Origin of the sequence: Flavobacterium plurextorum, assembly GCF_024638035.1 — a bacterium.
Lineage (GTDB): Bacteria > Bacteroidota > Bacteroidia > Flavobacteriales > Flavobacteriaceae > Flavobacterium > Flavobacterium plurextorum.
The window spans coordinates 5367208-5387007 of the sequence record NZ_CP100442.1 but is presented as its reverse complement, the minus strand read 5'-3'; the positions used below and the strand labels follow the sequence as shown (position 1 = coordinate 5387007).

The following is a 19800-nucleotide window of genomic DNA, read 5'->3' as shown; positions in this document are numbered from 1 at the left end:
ATAACTATCATGAAAAAACACATTTTTTATTTCATTTTGACCTTTGTAACGGTTCAAATGAGTTTTGCAGGCAGCATTTCAGAATATGCTGTAATTAAAGGAACAATTTCGATTCCAGATTTTCAGACTAAAGAAGTTACACTTTACAATGTTGAAGATGGAAAGCCAGCCGTTGCTGCTACCGCTAAAGTTAATCCGCTTGGGGAGTTTGGCTTTATGACACCAGTTTCAGCTGCTGGCTTTTATTATATTGATTACGGACAGTTTAAAAACAGAACTCAGTTAATCCGTTTGTATTTAGAACCAAAATTAGATATCAATTTGGTTATTAATAAAGAGCATTATGTTTTGAGTGGAAAAAATGTAGGACAGAATGTTCTGGTTCAGAAAGCAAATGAAATATATAATGAATTTGCACCATTTGCAAGACTTGGAGGAAATGTAACTTACGTAGATTTTTATCCTTGGCTTGATAAAGGTGTTGCAAAAGCAAATGAATTTTCTAAAACAATAAATACAAAAGATGCTTATTTCAATAAGCTATTAAAACTGGCTGTAGCAACAGATGTTGAAGAATCGACATATACTTTTTTCAGAATGCCTAGAACTGCATTTCCAGATAAAGACGACCGTCCGGCAGTTATAAAAACTTGGCAGACAGATAAAAAGTTTACAGATCCAGATTTGTTAAAATTACATAACGGTGTTGCTTTAATGTCAAATTATTTCTTTTATGTAAGTGTAAGCGGTGCCGCAGTTCCACAGCGTTTAGATATTGTTGAAACATTAAATCATATTACAGATCCTGCGCTAAAAGATGTGTATTTACGTGATGTAGTAGCAAATTCAAGAATGAAAATTGAAGAATATGAAAAAATTGCACCAAGCATAAAACCTTATATGATTTCTGCGACAAGCAAATCATTTTTATTAGAATATGAAAAAGTACTTCATAAAAATGTAGGTCAGAAAGGATTAGATTTTACATATAATGATATTAATAATAAACCAGTTTCATTTTCTGATTTCAAAGGAAAATATGTGTATATCGATTTATGGGCAACTTGGTGCGGACCTTGTAAAGCAGAGATTCCTCACATGAAAAAAATCGAAGAAGATTATCACGGAAAAAATATTGTATTTGTAAGTCTTTCACTTGACAAACCAAAAGATGCGCAAAAATGGAAAGATTTTGTTACCAAAGAGCAATTAAAAGGAATTCAGTTAATGGCAGATAAAGATTTTGGATCTGATGTAGCTAAAAATTACGATGTAAATGCGATTCCGAGATTTTTATTGTTTGATACAAAAGGAAACATTATCAATTCAGATGCTTTGCGTCCGTCAAATCCAGAATTAAGAGAACAATTGGATAAACTATTGAAGAGCTAAATAAACACATAAAAATATTTTAACACATAGAATCACAGATCAAAAAAATGAGATATTTTTAGAATCAAGATTTTCCACATAGCAGCTATGTTCTTTAATATTAAGTGAAATGCCTTTTTTATAGGCAGCTAAACTATGTTTCTATGTGTTTAAAAATATTTAAAACAGCAAACAAATGAAAAAAATATCGATAGTTCTTCTGCTTCTGACAGGTTTTATAAACTTGTCGCAAGCACAAAACTTTAAAGCAGCAGATCCAATTGCAGTCAATCAGAAAATAAAAAAAGGAATTCTGCCAAACGGAATGACGTATTATATTTACCCAACAGAGGTTAATAAAAATACAGCAAGTTATTATATTATTCAAAATGTGGGTTCGATTTTAGAAAACGATCAGCAGAAAGGTTTGGCGCATTTTCTGGAACATATGGCGTTTAACGGAACCAAACATTTTGAAGGAAAAGGAATCTTGAATACACTTCAGAAACAAGGAGCTGTTTTCGGAAAAAATATCAATGCGTACACCAGTACAGACGAAACGGTTTACAACTTAGACAATATTCCTTCAAAAGATGGCGGAGTTGTCGATACTTGTTTATTGGTTTTGCATGACTGGTCTAATTTTTTGTCTCTAACGAATGATGAAATCGATGCTGAGCGCGGTGTAATTACCGAAGAATGGCGTACGAGACAAAATGCAGGAGCAAGAATTTACAATCAGCTGGCGCCTTATTATTACAACAATTCACTTTATGCAGACCGCATGCCGATTGGTGACATGGAAATCATTAAAAACTTTAAATATCAGGTTTTAAAAGATTTTTATAAAGATTGGTATCGCCCAGATTTGCAAGCAATCGCAATTGTGGGAGATATTAATGCGGATGAAATTGAAGCCAAAATCAAGAAGCTTTTTGCAGATATTCCGACACCAGTAAATCCTAAAAAACGTTTTGAAATTGCAATTCCAGAAAGGGCAGAGCCAACTTTTAAACTAGCTTTAGATAAAGAAATTTCGGCTTCTAACATCAGTTTTATGATTCGTCACGTTTCAGAAAAACCGACAGGAACTTATGCCGAATTAGAAAAATCAACAGAAAGAAGCCTTGCTTTTTCTATCTTGAATAATCGTCTGGCAGAAATGGCTCAAAAACAAGAATGTCCATTTAAAAGTGCACAAATAGGGTTTCAAAAATATACGAGACTTAACGATATGTGGATGTTGAGCGTTTCTCCAAAACCAGAAAAGCAAGCGGAAGCTTTAGCAATGGTAATGAACGAATGGGTTAGAGCTTACAAATTTGGTTTTTCTCAAGGAGAAATTGAAAGAGCGGTTACAGAAACTATTTCAGGTTACGAAAATTATTTAGAAAAGCTAAACGAGATTTCACACAAGCAAGTTATCGGAATGGTAAAAGATGATTATCTAAATCATGAAATAATTGCTGATCCAAAAACAGAATTTGAAATGGTAAAAAGCATTTTAAAAAATGTTGACACTAAAAATCTTCAAGAGCAAATAAGTAAATTATATACTTCGCAAAACCGAGTTGTTACAGTTAGGGGTGTAGAAAACGAAAATAACTTAACACAGGAAAAAGCTTTTGATATTATTCAGAAAGCAGAAAACGATCCATCATTACAGCCATATGTAGATGATTTTGTTGCTAAATCTCTTATGGAAGAAGTGGATTTAAAACCCGGAAAAATTGTTTCTGAAAAAGAAACGAAAGAAATTGGAGCAACTACCTACATATTAAGTAATGGTATAAAAGTGCATTATAAATTTGCTGATAAGAATAAAAAATGGGTCACGCTGAATGCAAAAAGTTCTGGAGGATCTTCTTTATATTCCTCTAAAGATAAACCCTCAATTGCTGGTGCTGCAAATCTGGCAATGATGTCAGGTGTTGCATCATTTTCGAGTACCGATTTAGAAAAAGTACTAAAAGGAAAGATTGTAAATGTTTTGGCTGATATTGATAATTTGTCAGAAAGAGTTACAGGTAGTGCAAATACAAAGGATGCAGAAACGATGATGCAATTGGTTTACTTACGTTTTGCCAAACCAAGATTTGATCAGAACCAGTACAATTTGTTAAAACAAAACATACAAAATTCTTTGAAAAATAGACAAAATGATATTTCATCTAAAATGAAGGACAGTTTAAGTTTTGCTATTTATGGTAAAAACAATCCAGAAGTTCGCATAGTAAATCAACAATTTATAGATGATTTATCTTTTGATAAAATGAAATCTTTCTATCAGGATCGTTTTTCAGATGTAAGCAATTTTACATTTTATATTGTGGGTGACATTAAACCTGAAGTTTTAAAACCTTTATTAGAAAAATATATTGCAAGTATACCTGGAATAAAAAGGAAAGAGAAGTTTAGGGATGATACAGTTGAATGGGTTTCTAATAAAATAGACACAGATGTTTTTATAAAAATGGAAACACCAAAGAGTTCCGTTAAAATTAAGTTTCAGGACAACTTTCCTTATTCTCAAAAAAATATAATTCTGGCTTCATTTTTAGGTGATATTTTAACTTTAAGATATACCGAAAGCCTGAGAGAAAAAGAAGGAGGAACATATGGCGCACAGGTTAGTGGAAGTTTAGTAAAGCTTCCTAAACCTACTGTTAACCTCAATATAGCATTTGATTGTGACGCAGATAAAGTAGAACATTTATTGCCAATTGTATATCAAGAAATTGATAAAATCCGAAAAGGAAATATTTCGAATGAAGATATTGAAAAAACAAGTAAGAACTATATCAAAGCAAAAGCAGATCAGCAAAATTTTAATTTTAACAGCATGGATCTAATTTTCAATTATTTTGAAAATAATATTAATATGGATGATCCAAAAAATTACATTGATATTGTAAATGCAGTTACGGTAAAAGACATTCAGGATTTTGCAAATACTTTTTTTAAAAATGCAAAATCTTACGAAGTCGTTTTCAAACCATTAAAATAAACTGATTCTTTTTATTACCAAAGTTTAATTTGTATTTCCCTATCAAATAGTTTTTTTGAATTAGTAAGCAATTTTGTTTGCATAGCGGATTACTTAGAGGGTTGTTTTTTTGCTATTCAACCCTCTTTCTTAAAGATTTTAACCCATGAAAAAAAACATTTTTTTATTGGGCTTTTTCCTGTTGTTTTCCATATTAGCAAAGGCTCAGATATACAATCCCATAAAATGGAAAACCAGTGTCGAGAAAATTTCTGATACTGAATACGAATTGCAGGCAAAAGCTATTATAGAATCTGGCTGGCATTTATACAGCCAGGAAGTTTCTGACGGAGGTCCAATTCCAACACGTTTTAATTTTATTAAAGGAGCAGATTTCCTTTTAATGGATGCTGTAAAAGAAGAAAAAGGAAAAACGGTTAATGATCCTGTTTTCAAAATGCAGATTAAGTTTTTTGAGAAAGAAACGACTTTTAGACAACGCATTAAAATACTTTCATCAAAACCATTCAAAATCAATGCAGATGTTGAATTTATGGTTTGTAATGACGAAAACTGTCTTCCGCCAAGTTCAGATGAATTGGAGTTTACTGTGAGTCCTTCCGCGAAAGCGAAAACTTTAATAGAAGCTGCTTTAAAAACGGAAACAAAAATAGAGGTTACTGAACCTGCTGCAGTTGAGGTAAAAGAAAAAACAGAAAAATTAATTGCAGCAACAATTGTAAAAACGCCTCAAAAAGAAATTAAGAAAAACGAACCAAAAACAGTATCGAGAAGTTTATGGACGATTTTTTTATTGTCGTTTTTCTCAGGATTTGCTGCGTTGTTAACGCCTTGTGTTTTTCCGATGATTCCAATGACAGTCAGTTTTTTTACCAAACAAAGCAAGACAAGATCGCAGGGAATTAGAAAAGCCGTTTTTTATGGAATTGCGATTATTACTATTTATATTTTTTTGGGAGCTGTTGTGACATGGGCTTTTGGAGCAGATTCTCTAAATGCACTTTCAACAAATGTTTGGTTTAACTTGATCTTTTTTGTGCTTTTAATGATTTTTGCCTTTTCATTTTTAGGAGCATTCGAAATTATGCTTCCGAATGCGTGGGCAAACAAAGTCGATTCGAAGGCAGACAAAGGCGGATTAATTGGGATTTTCTTTATGGCTTTGGCTTTGGCAATTGTCTCTTTTTCGTGTACAGGACCAATCGTAGGGACATTATTAGTGGAAGCTGCTTCAAAAGGCGGAATTGCGCCTATTATTGGAATGTTAGGATTCTCTATGGCGATTGCATTACCTTTTTCTTTATTTGCCGCTTTTCCGGGGTGGCTGCATGCATTACCAAAATCAGGCGGATGGCTTAATACGGTAAAAGTAGTTTTAGGTTTCCTTGAATTGGCTTTAGCCTTTAAGTTTTTATCTAATGCCGATTTGGTGCTGCAATTACATTGGCTGGAAAGAGAAGTTTTTCTTGTAATCTGGATTGCAGTTTTTGGAGTTTTGGCACTTTATTTATTCGGGAAAATTACCTTGCCGCACGATTCTCCGTTACAGCATATTTCAGTAGGAAGATTAGCATTTGGATTATTGGTGCTAAGTTTTACCATATATCTAATTCCTGGTCTTTTTGGTGCGCCTCTTAAACTCATCAGCGGATTCCCGCCGCCAATGCAGTACAGTGAATCTCCAAATGGATTTGGAAATTCTAATAATGCTTCTGTATCAAAAGTACTTTTACCTGAAGGAGCAGAATTTGGTCCTCAAAATCTCATCAGTTTTCATGATTATGACAAGGGAATGGAATTTGCAAAAAAAACAGGAAAGCCCGTTTTGCTTGATTTTACGGGACATGCGTGTGTAAATTGCAGGAAAATGGAGGAACTGGTTTGGTCTAGTTCGAAAGTTCTGGAAGTGTTAAAAAATGATATTGTGTTGATTTCATTATATGTGGATGATAAAAAAGAACTGCCTGAAAAGGAACAATATATTTCTGAAACCACTGGGAAGAAAATCAAAACCGTCGGGAACAAATGGAGTGATCTGCAAATTAAAACCTATAAAGCAAATGCGCAGCCGTTTTATGTAATAGTTGATCATAAAAGTGCTAATCTTACAGAGCCGTCTGCTTATAATCCTGATATTGAGAATTATTATAATTGGCTGAAAAGCGGAATTTCTAATTTTAAATAAAGCATAGACAGAAAATTAGACCGTTATTTTTTAATCTCGCCAAGCCTCCAATTTTTTTAGGTTTTCTAATGAAAATAGGCTGCTTGGCGTTTTTGTGAGTAATTTTTGGGACTCAATAAAAAATGGGTACAGAAAGAAATACAGCAAATAAATAAGTAAGAATTTGGGGATAGTATTACCGAATTTCGGGATGCACATTATCTTCGGGCTAGTCTTAACTTTGAGTAAATCAAAAATAGATTAGTTATGAGTTCTACCACTTCAAAATTCGATAAATTACTTAATGGTTCTCAAGAATATGGAAATGTGAACCACAAACCGGACTCTAGTAAAGAGGTTCAAATTAATACACCTGAAAAAACAATGCCTTTTTCAGATCAAATTGGAAACTATCAGCGAAACAAAGGGATTCCTTCAAAATCGTATAAAGACAGTAAAATTTATATTGTTGGAAGCGGTATTGCAGGAATGGCAGCGGCTTATTATTTTATTCGTGACGCTCATGTTCCAGGTGAGAATATTATTTTTCTTGATCAGCTTCACGTAGATGGCGGATCACTTGATGGCGCCGGAAATACTACAGATGGTTATATTATTCGCGGCGGACGTGAAATGGATATGACTTATGAAAACCTTTGGGATATTTTTCAGGATATTCCAGCTTTAGAACTTCCTGAACCGTATAGCGTATTAGACGAATACCGTTTGGTTAATGATAATGATCCTAATTACTCTAAAGCGAGATTGATTCATAATAAAGGACAAATTAAAGATTTCAGTAAATTTGGATTGGAGAAAAAAGATCAGCTTGCGATTATAAAATTGCTCCTTAAAAAGAAAGAAGATTTAGACGATTTAACCATCGAAGACTATTTTAGTAAATCTTTCTTAGATAGTAATTTTTGGTTCTTTTGGCGTACTATGTTTGCCTTCGAAAACTGGCACAGTTTATTAGAATGTAAATTGTATATGCACCGTTTTCTGCATGCGATCGACGGAATGAAAGATCTTTCATGTCTCGTTTTTCCAAAATACAATCAATACGATACCTTTATTACACCGCTTCGAAGATTTCTTCAGAGTAAAGGCGTACAAATTGACTTAAACACACTCGTTAAAGATTTAGATATTCACAGTAATACCGAAGGCAAAGTAGTGGAAGCTATTATTATCGAAAAAAACGGGAAAGAAGAAAGAATTCCTGTAGGTAAAGATAACTATGTAATTGCTACAACAGGTTCTATGACCGAAGATACCTTTTACGGAGATAATAAAAATGCTCCAATTATAGGTTTAGACAATGGTACGAGCGGACAAAGTGCCGGATGGAAATTATGGAAAAATCTAGCCGCTAAATCACCTGTTTTCGGGAAACCTGAAAAATTCTGTGGTAACATTGCAAAATCTTCTTGGGAATCGGCTACACTTACTTGTAAACCTTCTGCCTTTGTAGAAAAAGTAAAAGAACTTTGTGTCAACGATCCGTACTCAGGAAAAACGGCAACAGGAGGAATTGTAACTATCAGCGATTCAAAATGGTTAATGAGTTTTACTTGTAATAGACAACCTCATTTTCCAGACCAGCCGGATGATATTTTAGTAATTTGGGTCTATGCCCTTTTTATGGACAAAGAAGGTGATTATGTCAAAAAAACAATGCCGCAATGTACTGGAAATGAGATTTTGGCTGAATTAGCGTATCATTTAGGAATCATTGATCAACTAGACAATATTGTAGAAAATACCATTGTTAGAAGTTCTTATATGCCATATATCACGTCTATGTTTATGCCGAGAGCAAAAGGCGATCGTCCGCAAGTAGTGCCGGAAGGCTGTACCAATTTAGGATTAGTAGGGCAGTTTGTAGAAACCAATAATGATATTGTATTTACAATGGAAAGTTCTGTACGAACTGCCAGAATAGCGGTTTACGACTTATTGAATCTGAACAAACAGGTGCCGGACATTAATCCGCTGCAATACGATATTCGTCATTTGCTTAAAGCTGCACAATCATTAAACGATTATGAGCCAATAGTAGGTGAAGGACTTTTAAGAAAATTTCTAAAAGGAACTTACTACGAACATCTGCTTGTTGAAAATGCTGATGAAGGGCAAGAGCACGAATCCTTCTTTAATGAACAATTAAATAAGTTAAAACATTGGATAGGAGGAATCAGAGATTAAAACGTAATTGTATATAATATCATATTTCAAATAAATGACGTTAAGGCTTTTGCTTTAGCGTCATTTTTGCATGAATTAAGTTTAATTAATTATTAAAAGGTCATGTTTTATAAGGAATTATACCTAATAAATGCTTATTTTTATACGTAAATTAGTTTTCCAAAAACAATATTTAAGCAGGATTTATATAGGATGGATCAACCTTACGATAAAATAAGAGATACATTAGCCTATTTTGAGGTTGATAATAAGTTACCCTATTATGTTTCTTCGGGTAAAAAACAAATGGAATATCCTCAGAAGCCTTTTCGAATGGATTATTATTCGTTGTGTATTTGTACTGAAGGAGATATCGATATTGCTATTGACGGACATCAACATGATATAAAACAATTTACTTTACTAATTGCAAGACCTGCAACCATTATTGCTTTTCATAATAACAGTGAAGACTTTAGAATGAAATTGCTGTTTTTTGAAAAGGAATTTCTGCTTAAATACATATCTGATCCTTTTATCATTGAAAGACTGGCTTTTTTTAAAGACAGATCATTTGAGCTCATACAACTCAAAGAGCAAGATGCCAAAAAGCTGATTAAATTGATGAAATACCTTGAAAGTAAAATTGAGGCCGATTTGAAGTTTAAAGATGAAATTGTAAGAACCATTATATTTAATCTGCTTTTAGAAACAGCCGAATTATTACCAAAAGAAGCACCTGAAACAGTTTCAATTGCTAGTAATCCGAAAGATACTTATTTCCAGTTCCTTAATCTGGTTATGAATAATATAACACAGCATAAGGGAGTAAGTTATTATGCTCAGAAATTACATATCTCAAACAAATATCTGATTCAGATTGTCAAAAAAGCAGCAGACAAAACTCCGCACGAAATTATCGATGCCCATTTGTTAAAAGAAGCCGTCGTATTATTAGGAAATCCAGCAATCAATATAAGTGATATTGCTTATCGACTTAGATTTAATTCAGTTTCTGCTTTTGGACGTTTTTTCAAAAAACATTCTTCTATTTCTCCAACAGATTATCGCCGACTTCAAAATTTATAGAAATCAATAAATTACATTTCTTTTTCTCTTTTTACGCGAAAGATTATTCTTAATTTAAACCGCGTTTTTATTCCATTATATTTATTTTTTTCTACAAAGTATTGCTTTTTAATTTATTTTATTATTTTTACTAAATCGATTTAGGAATTTTTACTCTCTCAAATTATCTTATGAAAAATACATTTTTTAGCTGCTTCTTTATATTGTTTTTAGTCGGATTTGTTACTGCGCAAGACCTTAAGTCTCCTAATGGTAACTTAACAATGAAATTTCATTTAGATCAAAACGGAACACCGGTTTATACTTTAAACTTTAAACAAAAAGCAGTAATTCAAGAAAGCAAAATGGGTTTTGTTATAAAGTCTGATATTTTATTGAATAAAGGTTTTCAAGTTGCCGAAACGAAATTTCAGTCGGAAAATAGTACTTGGAAACCCGTTTTAGGAGAGCAAAAAGAAATACAAAATCAATACAATGAATTAAAAGTTGATCTTGTGCAAGAAAAGAGCAAACGAAAAATGTCTATTTACTTTCGTTTGTTTAATGATGGTTTAGGTTTTAGATATGAATTTCCGGTGCAAGACAATTTGCGCCACTTTATTATTCAAGAAGAAACAACTGAATTTAATTTGACAGGAGATCATAAATTATTTTGGATTCCGGGTGATTATGATACTAATGAATATAGTTATTCAACTTCAAAAATATCAGAAATGCAGTCTTTGGTTTACGATGCAACACATGTTCCATTAGCTGCGCAAACAACAATTAAAAATTTAGCTGCTCAAACGCCTTTAATGATGAAGACAAATGAGGGACTTTATATTAATATTCACGAAGCTGCGCTAAAAAACTTTCCGGCAATGTGCCTTAATGTAAATGACAAAACGTATTCATTAAGTTCACATTTAGTTCCAGACGCAGTTGGCAATAAAGGATATATTCAAACAGGAAGTTTCACGCCATGGCGAACTATTGTTGTAAGTGACGATGCTAGAAATATTCTATCATCAAAGATGATTTTGAATCTAAATGAACCTTGTGCTTTTGAAGATGTTTCTTGGATAAAACCAGTAAAATATATTGGTGTTTGGTGGGAATATTTTACAGGCGGAGGATCTACTTGGGCGTATTCAGACAATCAGGATGTTGTAATTGGGAAAACGGATTTTTCTAAGTTAAAACCAAATAATACACATGGAGCAAATACTAAGCATGTAAAAGAATATATAGATTTTGCTTCATCAAATGGTTTTGATGCTGTTTTGGTAGAAGGCTGGAACGAAGGCTGGGAAGATAATACTGCTTTTAAAAAAGAACATATTTATAGTTTTACCAAAGCATATCCAGATTTTAATGTGAAAGAATTAAGCGATTATGCTGGGAAGAAAAACGTTAAGATCATCATGCATCACGAAACAACATCATCAGTTTCTGAATATGAAAGACAGTTGAAAGATGCTTTAAACTTTATGGTTGATAACAATTACAATGCTGTAAAAACAGGATATGTTGGGCCAATTATTCCAAGAGGAGAACATCACGACGGACAGCAAATGGTAAATCATTATACTTATGTAGCAAAAGAAGCTGCTAAGCATAAAATTATGGTAGATTCACATGAAGCCGTTCGTCCAACAGGTTTGCATCGTACCTATCCAAACTGGTTTGCGCAAGAATCAGCTCGTGGAACTGAGTTTGAATCGATGGAAGGAATTCATCCAGATCACACTACAATTTTGCCTTTTACAAGATTAATGGGCGGACCAATGGATTATACTCCAGGAATTTTTCAAGGTGATTTATCAGTTTACGGAGCGAAGAAAAATAAATTGAGCACAACGCTTGTTAAGCAATTGGCATTGTATGTTACAATGTACAGTCCGTTGCAAATGGCTGCCGATTTACCAGAAAATTATATAAAGTTTAATGACGCTTTTCAGTTTATAAAAGATGTCGCTTTAGATTGGGATGAAACTTATATTCTAGAAGCTGAACCAGGTGATTATATTACTATTGCCAGAAAAACAAAAGGCAAACAAGAATGGTTTGTGGGGGCAATTACAGATGAAAATTCACGTACAGCTTTAATTGATTTTAGTTTTCTTCCAGCGGGAAAAAACTTTACAGCTACAATTTATGAAGATGGAAAAACGGCAGATTATAAAACTAATCCGCAATCGTACAACATTCGAAAAGTAACGGTAAACAGTAAAACAAAACTGAAACAAAAACTAGCATCAAGCGGAGGCGCAGCGATTTCTATAAAGTAGAAAAATGGCACGCGGATGATGCGGATTCGCTATCGCGAAAACGCAGATAAACACGGATTTTTTTTAGTCATTCTAATCTGTGGCAGAAAAGGTTTCACGCTCCCGATAGCTATCGGGATGGCAGATTTAGCAGATTTTTTTAAATCATTTTAATCCTTTTATCCCGATAGCTATCGGGAGTGGTAAAAAAAGATTCCATGCTGATTAAGCAGATTTAAGTTATGTGCGAATTAATTAGTGATAATTAGTGAAATTATTGGCAAAAAAATAAAAATTAAAAAATATAAAAAATGAATACGAAAATGTACCCTTTACAGTTTGAACCAATTTTGAAAGAAAGAATTTGGGGAGGCGAAAAATTAAAAACGGTTCTTAATAAACCTATTGTTTCTTCTATTACAGGAGAAAGCTGGGAATTGTCTACAGTAGAAGGTGATGTAAGTGTGGTGGCGAATGGAGAATTAAAAGGAAAATCATTGACAGAACTTATTGATAAGTCTCCAAATGATATTTTAGGAAAAAACGTTTATGCTCGATTTGGCAATCAATTTCCGTTGCTTTTTAAATATCTAGATGCACGCGAAGATTTATCAATACAAGTACATCCAAATGATAAATTAGCGAAAGAACGTCATAACTCTTTTGGTAAAACTGAAATGTGGTACGTTATGCAGGCCGACGCAGATGCAAGAATTATTGTTGGTTTTAAAGAAGACTCAAGCAAAGAAGAATATTTAGAAAATCTAAACAATAAAACTTTGGTTTCGATTCTTGATGATGTAAAAGCAAAAGCTGGTGATGTATTTTTTCTAGAAACTGGAACGGTGCATGCAATTGGAGCAGGATTGGTTGTTGCAGAGATTCAACAGACATCTGACATTACGTACCGTTTATATGATTTTGACCGAAAAGATGCTCAAGGAAATACAAGAGAATTACATGTTGATTTAGCGCTTGATGCAATCAATTACAATAAAGTAGATACACATAAAAAGTACGAAACAGTATCTAATCAATCGAATGTAATTGTAGATTGTCCTTATTTTACAACAAATATTATTCCGCTAGACGGCAAGATTGAAGGAAACAAAGACGGAGAAACTTTTACAGTTTATATGTGTATTGAAGGGACTTTTGAGATTAGATATGAAAATGTTAGTTATCAATATAAAAAAGGCGATACCGTTTTAATTCCTGCAGGAATGCGTAATTATGTGTTAGAAGGAGAAGCTTCAATTTTAGAAGTTTATATTTCGTAAAACTATAAGTGTTAATTTGATTTAAAAGAGCTGCAAACCAAAAAAAAGAGTTAAATTGCCCGTTAATAATTCAGTAAAGATTCTTAATAAAAGGATATTCATATTAAAATTATGCCGTTTTTATCTTATTAAAAATAACGATTAATGCTAAAAACACATATAATTACTGTTAAATATGATTATTATTGGCTTTAAAATAATGATTTGTTTAAAATAATATCTACAAAATCGTTTTAGTAACTATTTTTAGTTATATTTGTGATATCGTTAATAACAGCTTAATGAAAAATTAACTCTCTAGATGAAAAAAATAACTATTAAAGATATTGCAACAGAAGCTGAGGTTTCTATATCTACGGTGTCTTTTGTTATTAATGATAAAGGAGAGAAGATGGGGATAAGCCCGGCGGTAATTAAAAAAGTACAGCAAGTTGCTGAAAAACTTAATTATCGACCAAGTATGATAGCGACAAGTCTTCGAACAGGTAAAACGAGATCTATCGGGTTAATTGTTGAGGATATTTCGAATCAGTTTTTTGCTGATCTTGCGCGGGTAATAGAAGATGAAGCGAGAAATATTGATTATCGCGTTTTTTATTGCAGTACAGGTGGTAATGATGAACGTTCTGAGGAGTTAATACATAGTTTACTGCAGGCAAATGTGGATGGGTTTATTATTACTCCGACACAAAATATAGAAAGCAGTATTGATTTGCTTTTGAGATTAAAAAAGCCGGTAGTATTAATTGACCGATATTTTGCAGGACAAAATGTGAGCCATGTTGTAATGGATAATTATGAGGCGTCAAATTCTGCAGCAAAATTTTTGATCAATAAAGGTCGTAAGAACATAGCGATTGTCAATATCACATCTGAAATGATTCAGATGAAATCGCGAGAAGACGGATGTCGAGATGCATTAAAAGAAGCTGGTATTTATAATGATTCGCTGGTACTTCACATGGATTACAACAGCACTGAAGAAACCAGAGTTGCAGCGATTGTAAGTTTTTTAGAAAAAAATCCGCAAATTGATGCTGTTTTGTTTTTAACAAACTATATGGGGCTTGCAGGTTTACAGGCTTTTAAAAAGGTTGGGAAAACGATACCAGACGATGTTTCGGTTATTAGTTTTGATGATCATGACAGTTTTAAACTTCATACACCAAAAATAACAGTCATTTCGCAGCCTATTAATGATATTGCGGTCAAATCGATACAATTGTTGTTGAGTCAGATGACTGATATGGAGAAATTTGAAATAGAAAAAAGTCTCAAAAAAGGAGAATTGATTGTTAGAGAATCAGTTTAATTTTTAAGAGCATAATCATAAAAAAAAGAAAAAAACGATTCGTTTTTTTTTAGGAATTTTACTAAATCGTTTTAGTAATTTAAGTTCGAAATATTCAAGTATTGTGTTAATTTTTTTGAGCTGTTTACTATATCGATTGCTAAAAGTTATAGGAATGTTTACGTTGCTATTAAAGCATTGTATTTGTTGGGCGTATGCCTTATGAGTGCAATATTAAAATTGAGTTCAAATTTTTATTAATTATTTAAAAACAATCACGTTAAAACAAAACAAATTACCAATTACCAAAAAAAAAGCTTATGAAACGAATATTAGCAGTGTTAGGAATGGTATTGTTGTGCAGCTTAGGAGCTGTGGCGCAAAATCGATTAATAACAGGCGTAGTGGCAGATGCACAGAACAGAGGAATCATTGCTGCATCTATCGAGGTTCAAGGAAAACCGTTTAGTGCAATTACAGATACAGAAGGTAGATTTAAAATGAATGTTCCAGAAGGAGCGGTTACTTTAAATGTGTCTTCGATAGGTTTTACATCAAAGACGATAGTACTTCAGCCAGGCGAAAGTAAAATATCAGTTGTATTATTAGAAAATGTACAAGAACTAAAAGATGTTGTTGTAACATCATTTGGAGTTAAAAAACAAAAGAAAAGTTTAGGATACGCTGTTGGGGAACTTAAAGGAGAAGAACTAACAAAAAACAAAGAAATTAACTTAGGGAACGCATTACAAGGTAAGATTGCCGGTGTTAACGTTTCTGCACCAGTTTCTGGACCATCAGGTTCAAGCCGTGTTGTAATTCGTGGAGCAACTTCGGCTTCTGGATTAAACCAGCCTTTGTATGTTGTAGATGGTATTCCAATCGATAACAGTCAGCAAGGAAATGCTGGTATGTGGGGTGGAGCTGATAAAGGTGATGGTATGTCTTCTTTCAATCCAGACGATATCGCTTCTATGTCAGTACTTAAAGGTAGTGCCGCTTCTGCTCTTTACGGATACAGAGGATCAAATGGTGTTATCTTGATTACAACTAAAAAAGGAAAAAGCGGAACTGGTCTTGGAGTAGATTTTAGCACAAACTCTACATTCAATACACCAATTAGTCTTTTAGAGTGGCAAGATCAATACGGATCAGGAGAGCCTGTAAACGGAGTTCCTACAAGATTTAATAATTTAGGAGATCTTAGAGAAAAATATGTATTAGGTTGGGGAGATAAATATGACGGAAAACCTACTCTTGCACTTGATGGAACTACTAGACCGTACCAAGCAAACGGGAAAGATAACGTAAAAAATTTCTACAGAACTGGATATTCTTTCAGTAATACTTTAGCAATTTCTGGAGGAAACGAAACAACTAATTTTAGATTGTCTTTCGGAAATACAAAAGATGAGTCTATTTTACCAGGAACAAACTTTGGAAGAAACAACGTGGCTTTAAGTTTGAACTCGTCTCCGAACAAAAAAATTAGTATTGAAACGAATGTACAATATATTACAGAGAAAAGTCAAAACAGACCTTATTTGAACGATTCTCCTAGAAATGCTTCGTATACTACAACATTCTTAAATCCAGGAGCAGATATCAGATGGTTAAGTAATGGCTACGATGCAAATGGAGGTGAAGCTGATTATTTTGGATCAAACACTTACCAAACGAATCCATATTTTGCAACACAAGAAGATTTAAATAATGATCTTAGAAAACGTTTTATCGGTTCTGCAAAAGTAAATTATAACATTACTGATAAAATTTACGCAAAAGGTGTTATTGGTATGGATGATATCAACTACGAATACACTGAAATTGAGCCTACAGGAATTAACTACAGCCCAGGAGGATCATATGAGAACAGAGTAGAAGGACGTACAGAATATAATGCTTCTGCTTATTTAGGATACAAAGGTAATATTGTTGAGAATCTTTCATTAGATGCTTTCATTGGAGCTAACCGTCAACACAACAGATTTAGCGGAATTAAAATGAGAGGAACTAATTTTATTGTTCCATTCAAATATTTCTACGGAAATACACAACCTGACAAAACAGAAAAATTATTCTCAGAAAGCGAAGTTAACTCACTTTTCTATTCTGCAGATTTAGGATACAAAGATTTCTTATATGTTAGTTTAACAGGTCGTCAAGATTGGTTCTCAACTTTAGATCCATCAAGCAACAGTACTTTTTACCCATCTGTAAGTACCAGTTTAATTTATTCTGAAATTATCCAAATGCCAGAATGGATGTCTTATGGTAAAATTAGAGCAGGTTGGGGTAATGTTGGTGGAGCTTTGCCAGACGCTTATGCTTTAGCATTAACATATTCTGCACCTGATGGACAAACAGATTCTTTAGGTCAGCCAATTTTAGGAGTTAATGGAGATACAGTTCCAAACAGAGGTTTAAAACCTTACAACGTTAGTACAATCGAATTTGGTTTCGAAAATACATTCTTCAATAATAGAGTGAGTACAGATTTGACTTTCTACAGCAAGAAAACAACTAACGATATTACTGATGCAGATATTTCTCAAGCATCTGGTTATAGAACAACAAAAATCAACGTGGGTGAAATCCTAAACAAAGGGGTTGAATTTGCAATCAATGTAAAAGCAATTAAAACACCAACTTTTGCATGGAATGTTGGATATAATTTTGCTTACAACGATAGTGAAGTACTTAATCTTTCTGATAAAATTACAACAAAAACACTTGAAGGAAATAGAGATTCTAGAGCTTCTGTAGTTTTAGAAAAAGGACAGCCATTTGGAATAATCAAAGCTTACGATTATTTAAGAGATGCAAAAGGAAATATCGTACTTGACACTAACGGCCGATTCATGAGAGGAGATTTAATTATCGCGGGACAAGGTGTAGCGCCAATGTCTATGGGATTCTCAAATGATTTCTCTTATAAAAATTTCACACTTTCAATTTTTGTTGATGCTAAATTTGGAGGAGAAATCTACTCAGCAACAAACCAGTTAGGAACTCGTTACGGATTAACAGAGCAAACACTTGGCGGTCGTGAAGGCGGTGTAGCAGTAAGTGGTACAGATGTTAACGGTAATCCTGTAAACACTACAGTTTCTGCATACGATTACTGGAGAAGTTATAGTGATGTAACATCAAACTTCGTTTACGATGCTGATTTTATTAAACTTAGAGCGGTTTCTTTCAGCTATAATTTCCCAAAAGCAAATCTTGCAAAAACACCATTTCAATCGGTTAGTTTAGCATTTTCTGCTCATAACTTATGGACAATTTATGACAAAGTGCCAAACATTGATCCAGAGTCTAACTACTCTAATAGTAATGCACAAGGTCTTGAAAGAGCATCTATGCCATTGACAAGAAATTTTGGTTTAACTCTTAATGTTAAATTCTAATAACTAAAATTGAAAGATGAAAAATAAATTTATAAAAATATTCTGTGTTGCGATTGTTGGTGCAATGACACTAGCTTCATGCGACAAAGGATTCGAAGAATTGAATCAGAATCCAAATGCTTTGACAGATCCAGCTGTAAAATCTATGTTTACACTTGCTGAGATTTATGTTGACGGACAAGACTTTTCTAATACAAGAGGAAATAATATTTATGCTGCGCAAATTGTACAGCAATTTTCATCCTTAAGTGGTTCAGGGTCAAAATATACCTATTCATCTGAATATTCAGGAGCACTTTTTGGAGAAACGTATGGTAAAGGATTGAATCAGATTTTTCAGTTATTATCTGTTATAAAAGATACACCAGAAAATGCTAATGCTATTCAGGCTTTAAGAATCATGAAAGTTTTCTTGTTTCAAAAGTTAACAGATACTTATGGAGATGTTCCTTATTTTGAAGCTGGAAAAGGATACAACGGAGGAGTTTATGCTCCAAAGTATGATACTCAAGAAGCAATCTACAATGATCTTTTAAAAGAATTAGATGAAGCAGGAAGCGCTTTAGATGCTAATAAAGCATTTGTAGGCAACGCTGATTTGTTCTATCAAAGTGATGTAGCTAAATGGAAAAAATTAGCTAATTCAATGATGTTAAGAGTTGCAATGCGTTTATCTAAAGTAAACCCTGCAAAAGCACAACAATATGTTGAGAAAGCTGTTGCTAAAGGAGTTTTTACTTCAAATGATGACAGCTTAGTTTTAAGACATGATGCAGGACCACAAGGAGTTAAAACAAACCCAATAACTTCTTCATGGGTTAGGAATGACTTGAATAAAGGTGATGCAAATACAAAATTCAGTAAAACGTTTATCGATAATTTGAAAAACAATAACGATCCACGTTTAAGAATATTAGCAAAACTTGAAGCAACAGGAAATAATTCTCCAGCAAGCCAGCAAGGCCTTGCAAACGATGCAAGAGAATTTCCAGGTGGAGACAAAAGACTTTTCTCAGATCCTAATACGTCAACAGTATTACGTTTAGATGCTCCTACATTAATTATGTCTTACGCTGAAGTAGAATTTATTTTAGCTGAAGCAGCGGTAAAAGGATGGAATGTAAACGGATCAGCACAAAAGCATTATGAAGATGGAGTAAGAGCTGCAATGCAGGTACTGACTATTTTTGGAGACAAAGTACCAGCAGTTACTCTTACAGAATACAACGATTACATGACGGCTCACCCTTTTAAATCAACAGGAACTGAAGCTCAAAAAATCGAACAAATTATTACTCAAAAATGGATTGTTTTATTGTTTAATGGTTTTGAAGCATTTTCAGAATACAGAAGAACAGGATATCCAGTTTTAGTTCCGGTAAATGATCCAACAGGAGAAACAAAAGGAACTATTCCAAGAAGATTAATTTATGATCAGTCAGAGTTAATCACAAATAGTGTGAATTATAAAGAAGCAGTACAACGCCAAGGGTTGGATTTAATGACAACGAGAATTTGGTGGGATAAGTAGTTTTAAAATTTTGGTTAGTTAAGTTGAATAAGCTCGGGAGGAGTATGAGTACCTCCCGGCTTATTTTTAATTTCCTATTTCAATTTTCATTAAATTAGAGGGTTTGTATCCATAATTAGTTCTGTAGTTTTAATACCTTTTTTTTCGCAAAAGACAAAAGAGCTTATGCTGAAAAAGATGGAATTACTTTCAAAAGAACATACAATTGAGTGATCTTA

At 33.3% G+C, this 19800-nt stretch carries 10 protein-coding genes; all 10 read left to right on the top strand.

All coding sequences use genetic code 11. The features are described 5' to 3' along the window. Positions 1–9: 9 nt before the first annotated feature. Positions 10–1392: a TlpA family protein disulfide reductase gene (locus NLG42_RS23320; RefSeq protein ID WP_257682567.1), complete on the top strand. Its 1383-nt coding sequence runs from the start codon at positions 10–12 to the stop codon at positions 1390–1392. Between the two features lie 175 nt (positions 1393–1567). Beyond that, the gene (locus NLG42_RS23315) at positions 1568–4378 is read left to right on the top strand and encodes a M16 family metallopeptidase (RefSeq protein WP_257682566.1); all 2811 of its coding nucleotides are present in this window, start codon (positions 1568–1570) and stop codon (positions 4376–4378) included. Positions 4379–4523: 145 nt separating this feature from the next. After that, on the top strand, positions 4524–6563 hold the full coding sequence (locus tag NLG42_RS23310; RefSeq protein ID WP_257682565.1) for a protein-disulfide reductase DsbD family protein: 2040 nt from the start codon (positions 4524–4526) through the stop codon (positions 6561–6563). A gap of 246 nt (positions 6564–6809) precedes the next feature. Further along, entirely contained in the window at positions 6810–8750 is a 1941-nt protein-coding gene (locus tag NLG42_RS23305; RefSeq protein ID WP_257682564.1) for an oleate hydratase, read from the top strand. A gap of 192 nt (positions 8751–8942) precedes the next feature. Next, positions 8943–9818 (top strand): helix-turn-helix domain-containing protein, encoded by an 876-nt coding sequence (locus NLG42_RS23300; RefSeq protein WP_089058636.1) that lies wholly within the window; start codon positions 8943–8945, stop codon positions 9816–9818. 170 nt (positions 9819–9988) lie between these two features. Next, positions 9989–12091 carry a glycoside hydrolase family 97 protein gene (locus tag NLG42_RS23295; protein WP_257682563.1) on the top strand — a complete coding sequence of 701 codons (2103 nt, stop codon included), beginning with the start codon at positions 9989–9991 and terminating at the stop codon, positions 12089–12091. A 290-nt stretch (positions 12092–12381) separates the two neighbouring features. Next, the gene (locus tag NLG42_RS23290) at positions 12382–13350 is read left to right on the top strand and encodes a type I phosphomannose isomerase catalytic subunit (protein WP_089058638.1); all 969 of its coding nucleotides are present in this window, start codon (positions 12382–12384) and stop codon (positions 13348–13350) included. Between the two features lie 301 nt (positions 13351–13651). Next, positions 13652–14662, top strand: a complete 1011-nt coding sequence (locus NLG42_RS23285) for a LacI family DNA-binding transcriptional regulator (protein ID WP_089058639.1) — start codon at positions 13652–13654, stop codon at positions 14660–14662. Between the two features lie 299 nt (positions 14663–14961). Then, positions 14962–18051, top strand: coding sequence for a SusC/RagA family TonB-linked outer membrane protein (locus NLG42_RS23280; RefSeq protein WP_244281429.1), 3090 nt, complete (start codon positions 14962–14964; stop codon positions 18049–18051). Positions 18052–18067: 16 nt separating this feature from the next. Further along, positions 18068–19582: a SusD/RagB family nutrient-binding outer membrane lipoprotein gene (locus NLG42_RS23275; protein ID WP_089058641.1), complete on the top strand. Its 1515-nt coding sequence runs from the start codon at positions 18068–18070 to the stop codon at positions 19580–19582. Positions 19583–19800: the final 218 nt, after the last annotated feature.

Excerpts from the sequence above, each read along its gene's own strand:
- NLG42_RS23320 (WP_257682567.1), top strand. The coding sequence starts at position 10 with ATGAAAAAACACATTTTTTATTTCATTTTGACCTTTGTAACGGTTCAA.
- NLG42_RS23315 (WP_257682566.1), top strand. The coding sequence starts at position 1,568 with ATGAAAAAAATATCGATAGTTCTTCTGCTTCTGACAGGTTTTATAAAC.
- NLG42_RS23310 (WP_257682565.1), top strand. The coding sequence starts at position 4,524 with ATGAAAAAAAACATTTTTTTATTGGGCTTTTTCCTGTTGTTTTCCATA.
- NLG42_RS23305 (WP_257682564.1), top strand. The coding sequence starts at position 6,810 with ATGAGTTCTACCACTTCAAAATTCGATAAATTACTTAATGGTTCTCAA.
- NLG42_RS23300 (WP_089058636.1), top strand. The coding sequence starts at position 8,943 with ATGGATCAACCTTACGATAAAATAAGAGATACATTAGCCTATTTTGAG.
- NLG42_RS23295 (WP_257682563.1), top strand. The coding sequence starts at position 9,989 with ATGAAAAATACATTTTTTAGCTGCTTCTTTATATTGTTTTTAGTCGGA.
- NLG42_RS23290 (WP_089058638.1), top strand. The coding sequence starts at position 12,382 with ATGAATACGAAAATGTACCCTTTACAGTTTGAACCAATTTTGAAAGAA.
- NLG42_RS23285 (WP_089058639.1), top strand. The coding sequence starts at position 13,652 with ATGAAAAAAATAACTATTAAAGATATTGCAACAGAAGCTGAGGTTTCT.
- NLG42_RS23280 (WP_244281429.1), top strand. The coding sequence starts at position 14,962 with ATGAAACGAATATTAGCAGTGTTAGGAATGGTATTGTTGTGCAGCTTA.
- NLG42_RS23275 (WP_089058641.1), top strand. The coding sequence starts at position 18,068 with ATGAAAAATAAATTTATAAAAATATTCTGTGTTGCGATTGTTGGTGCA.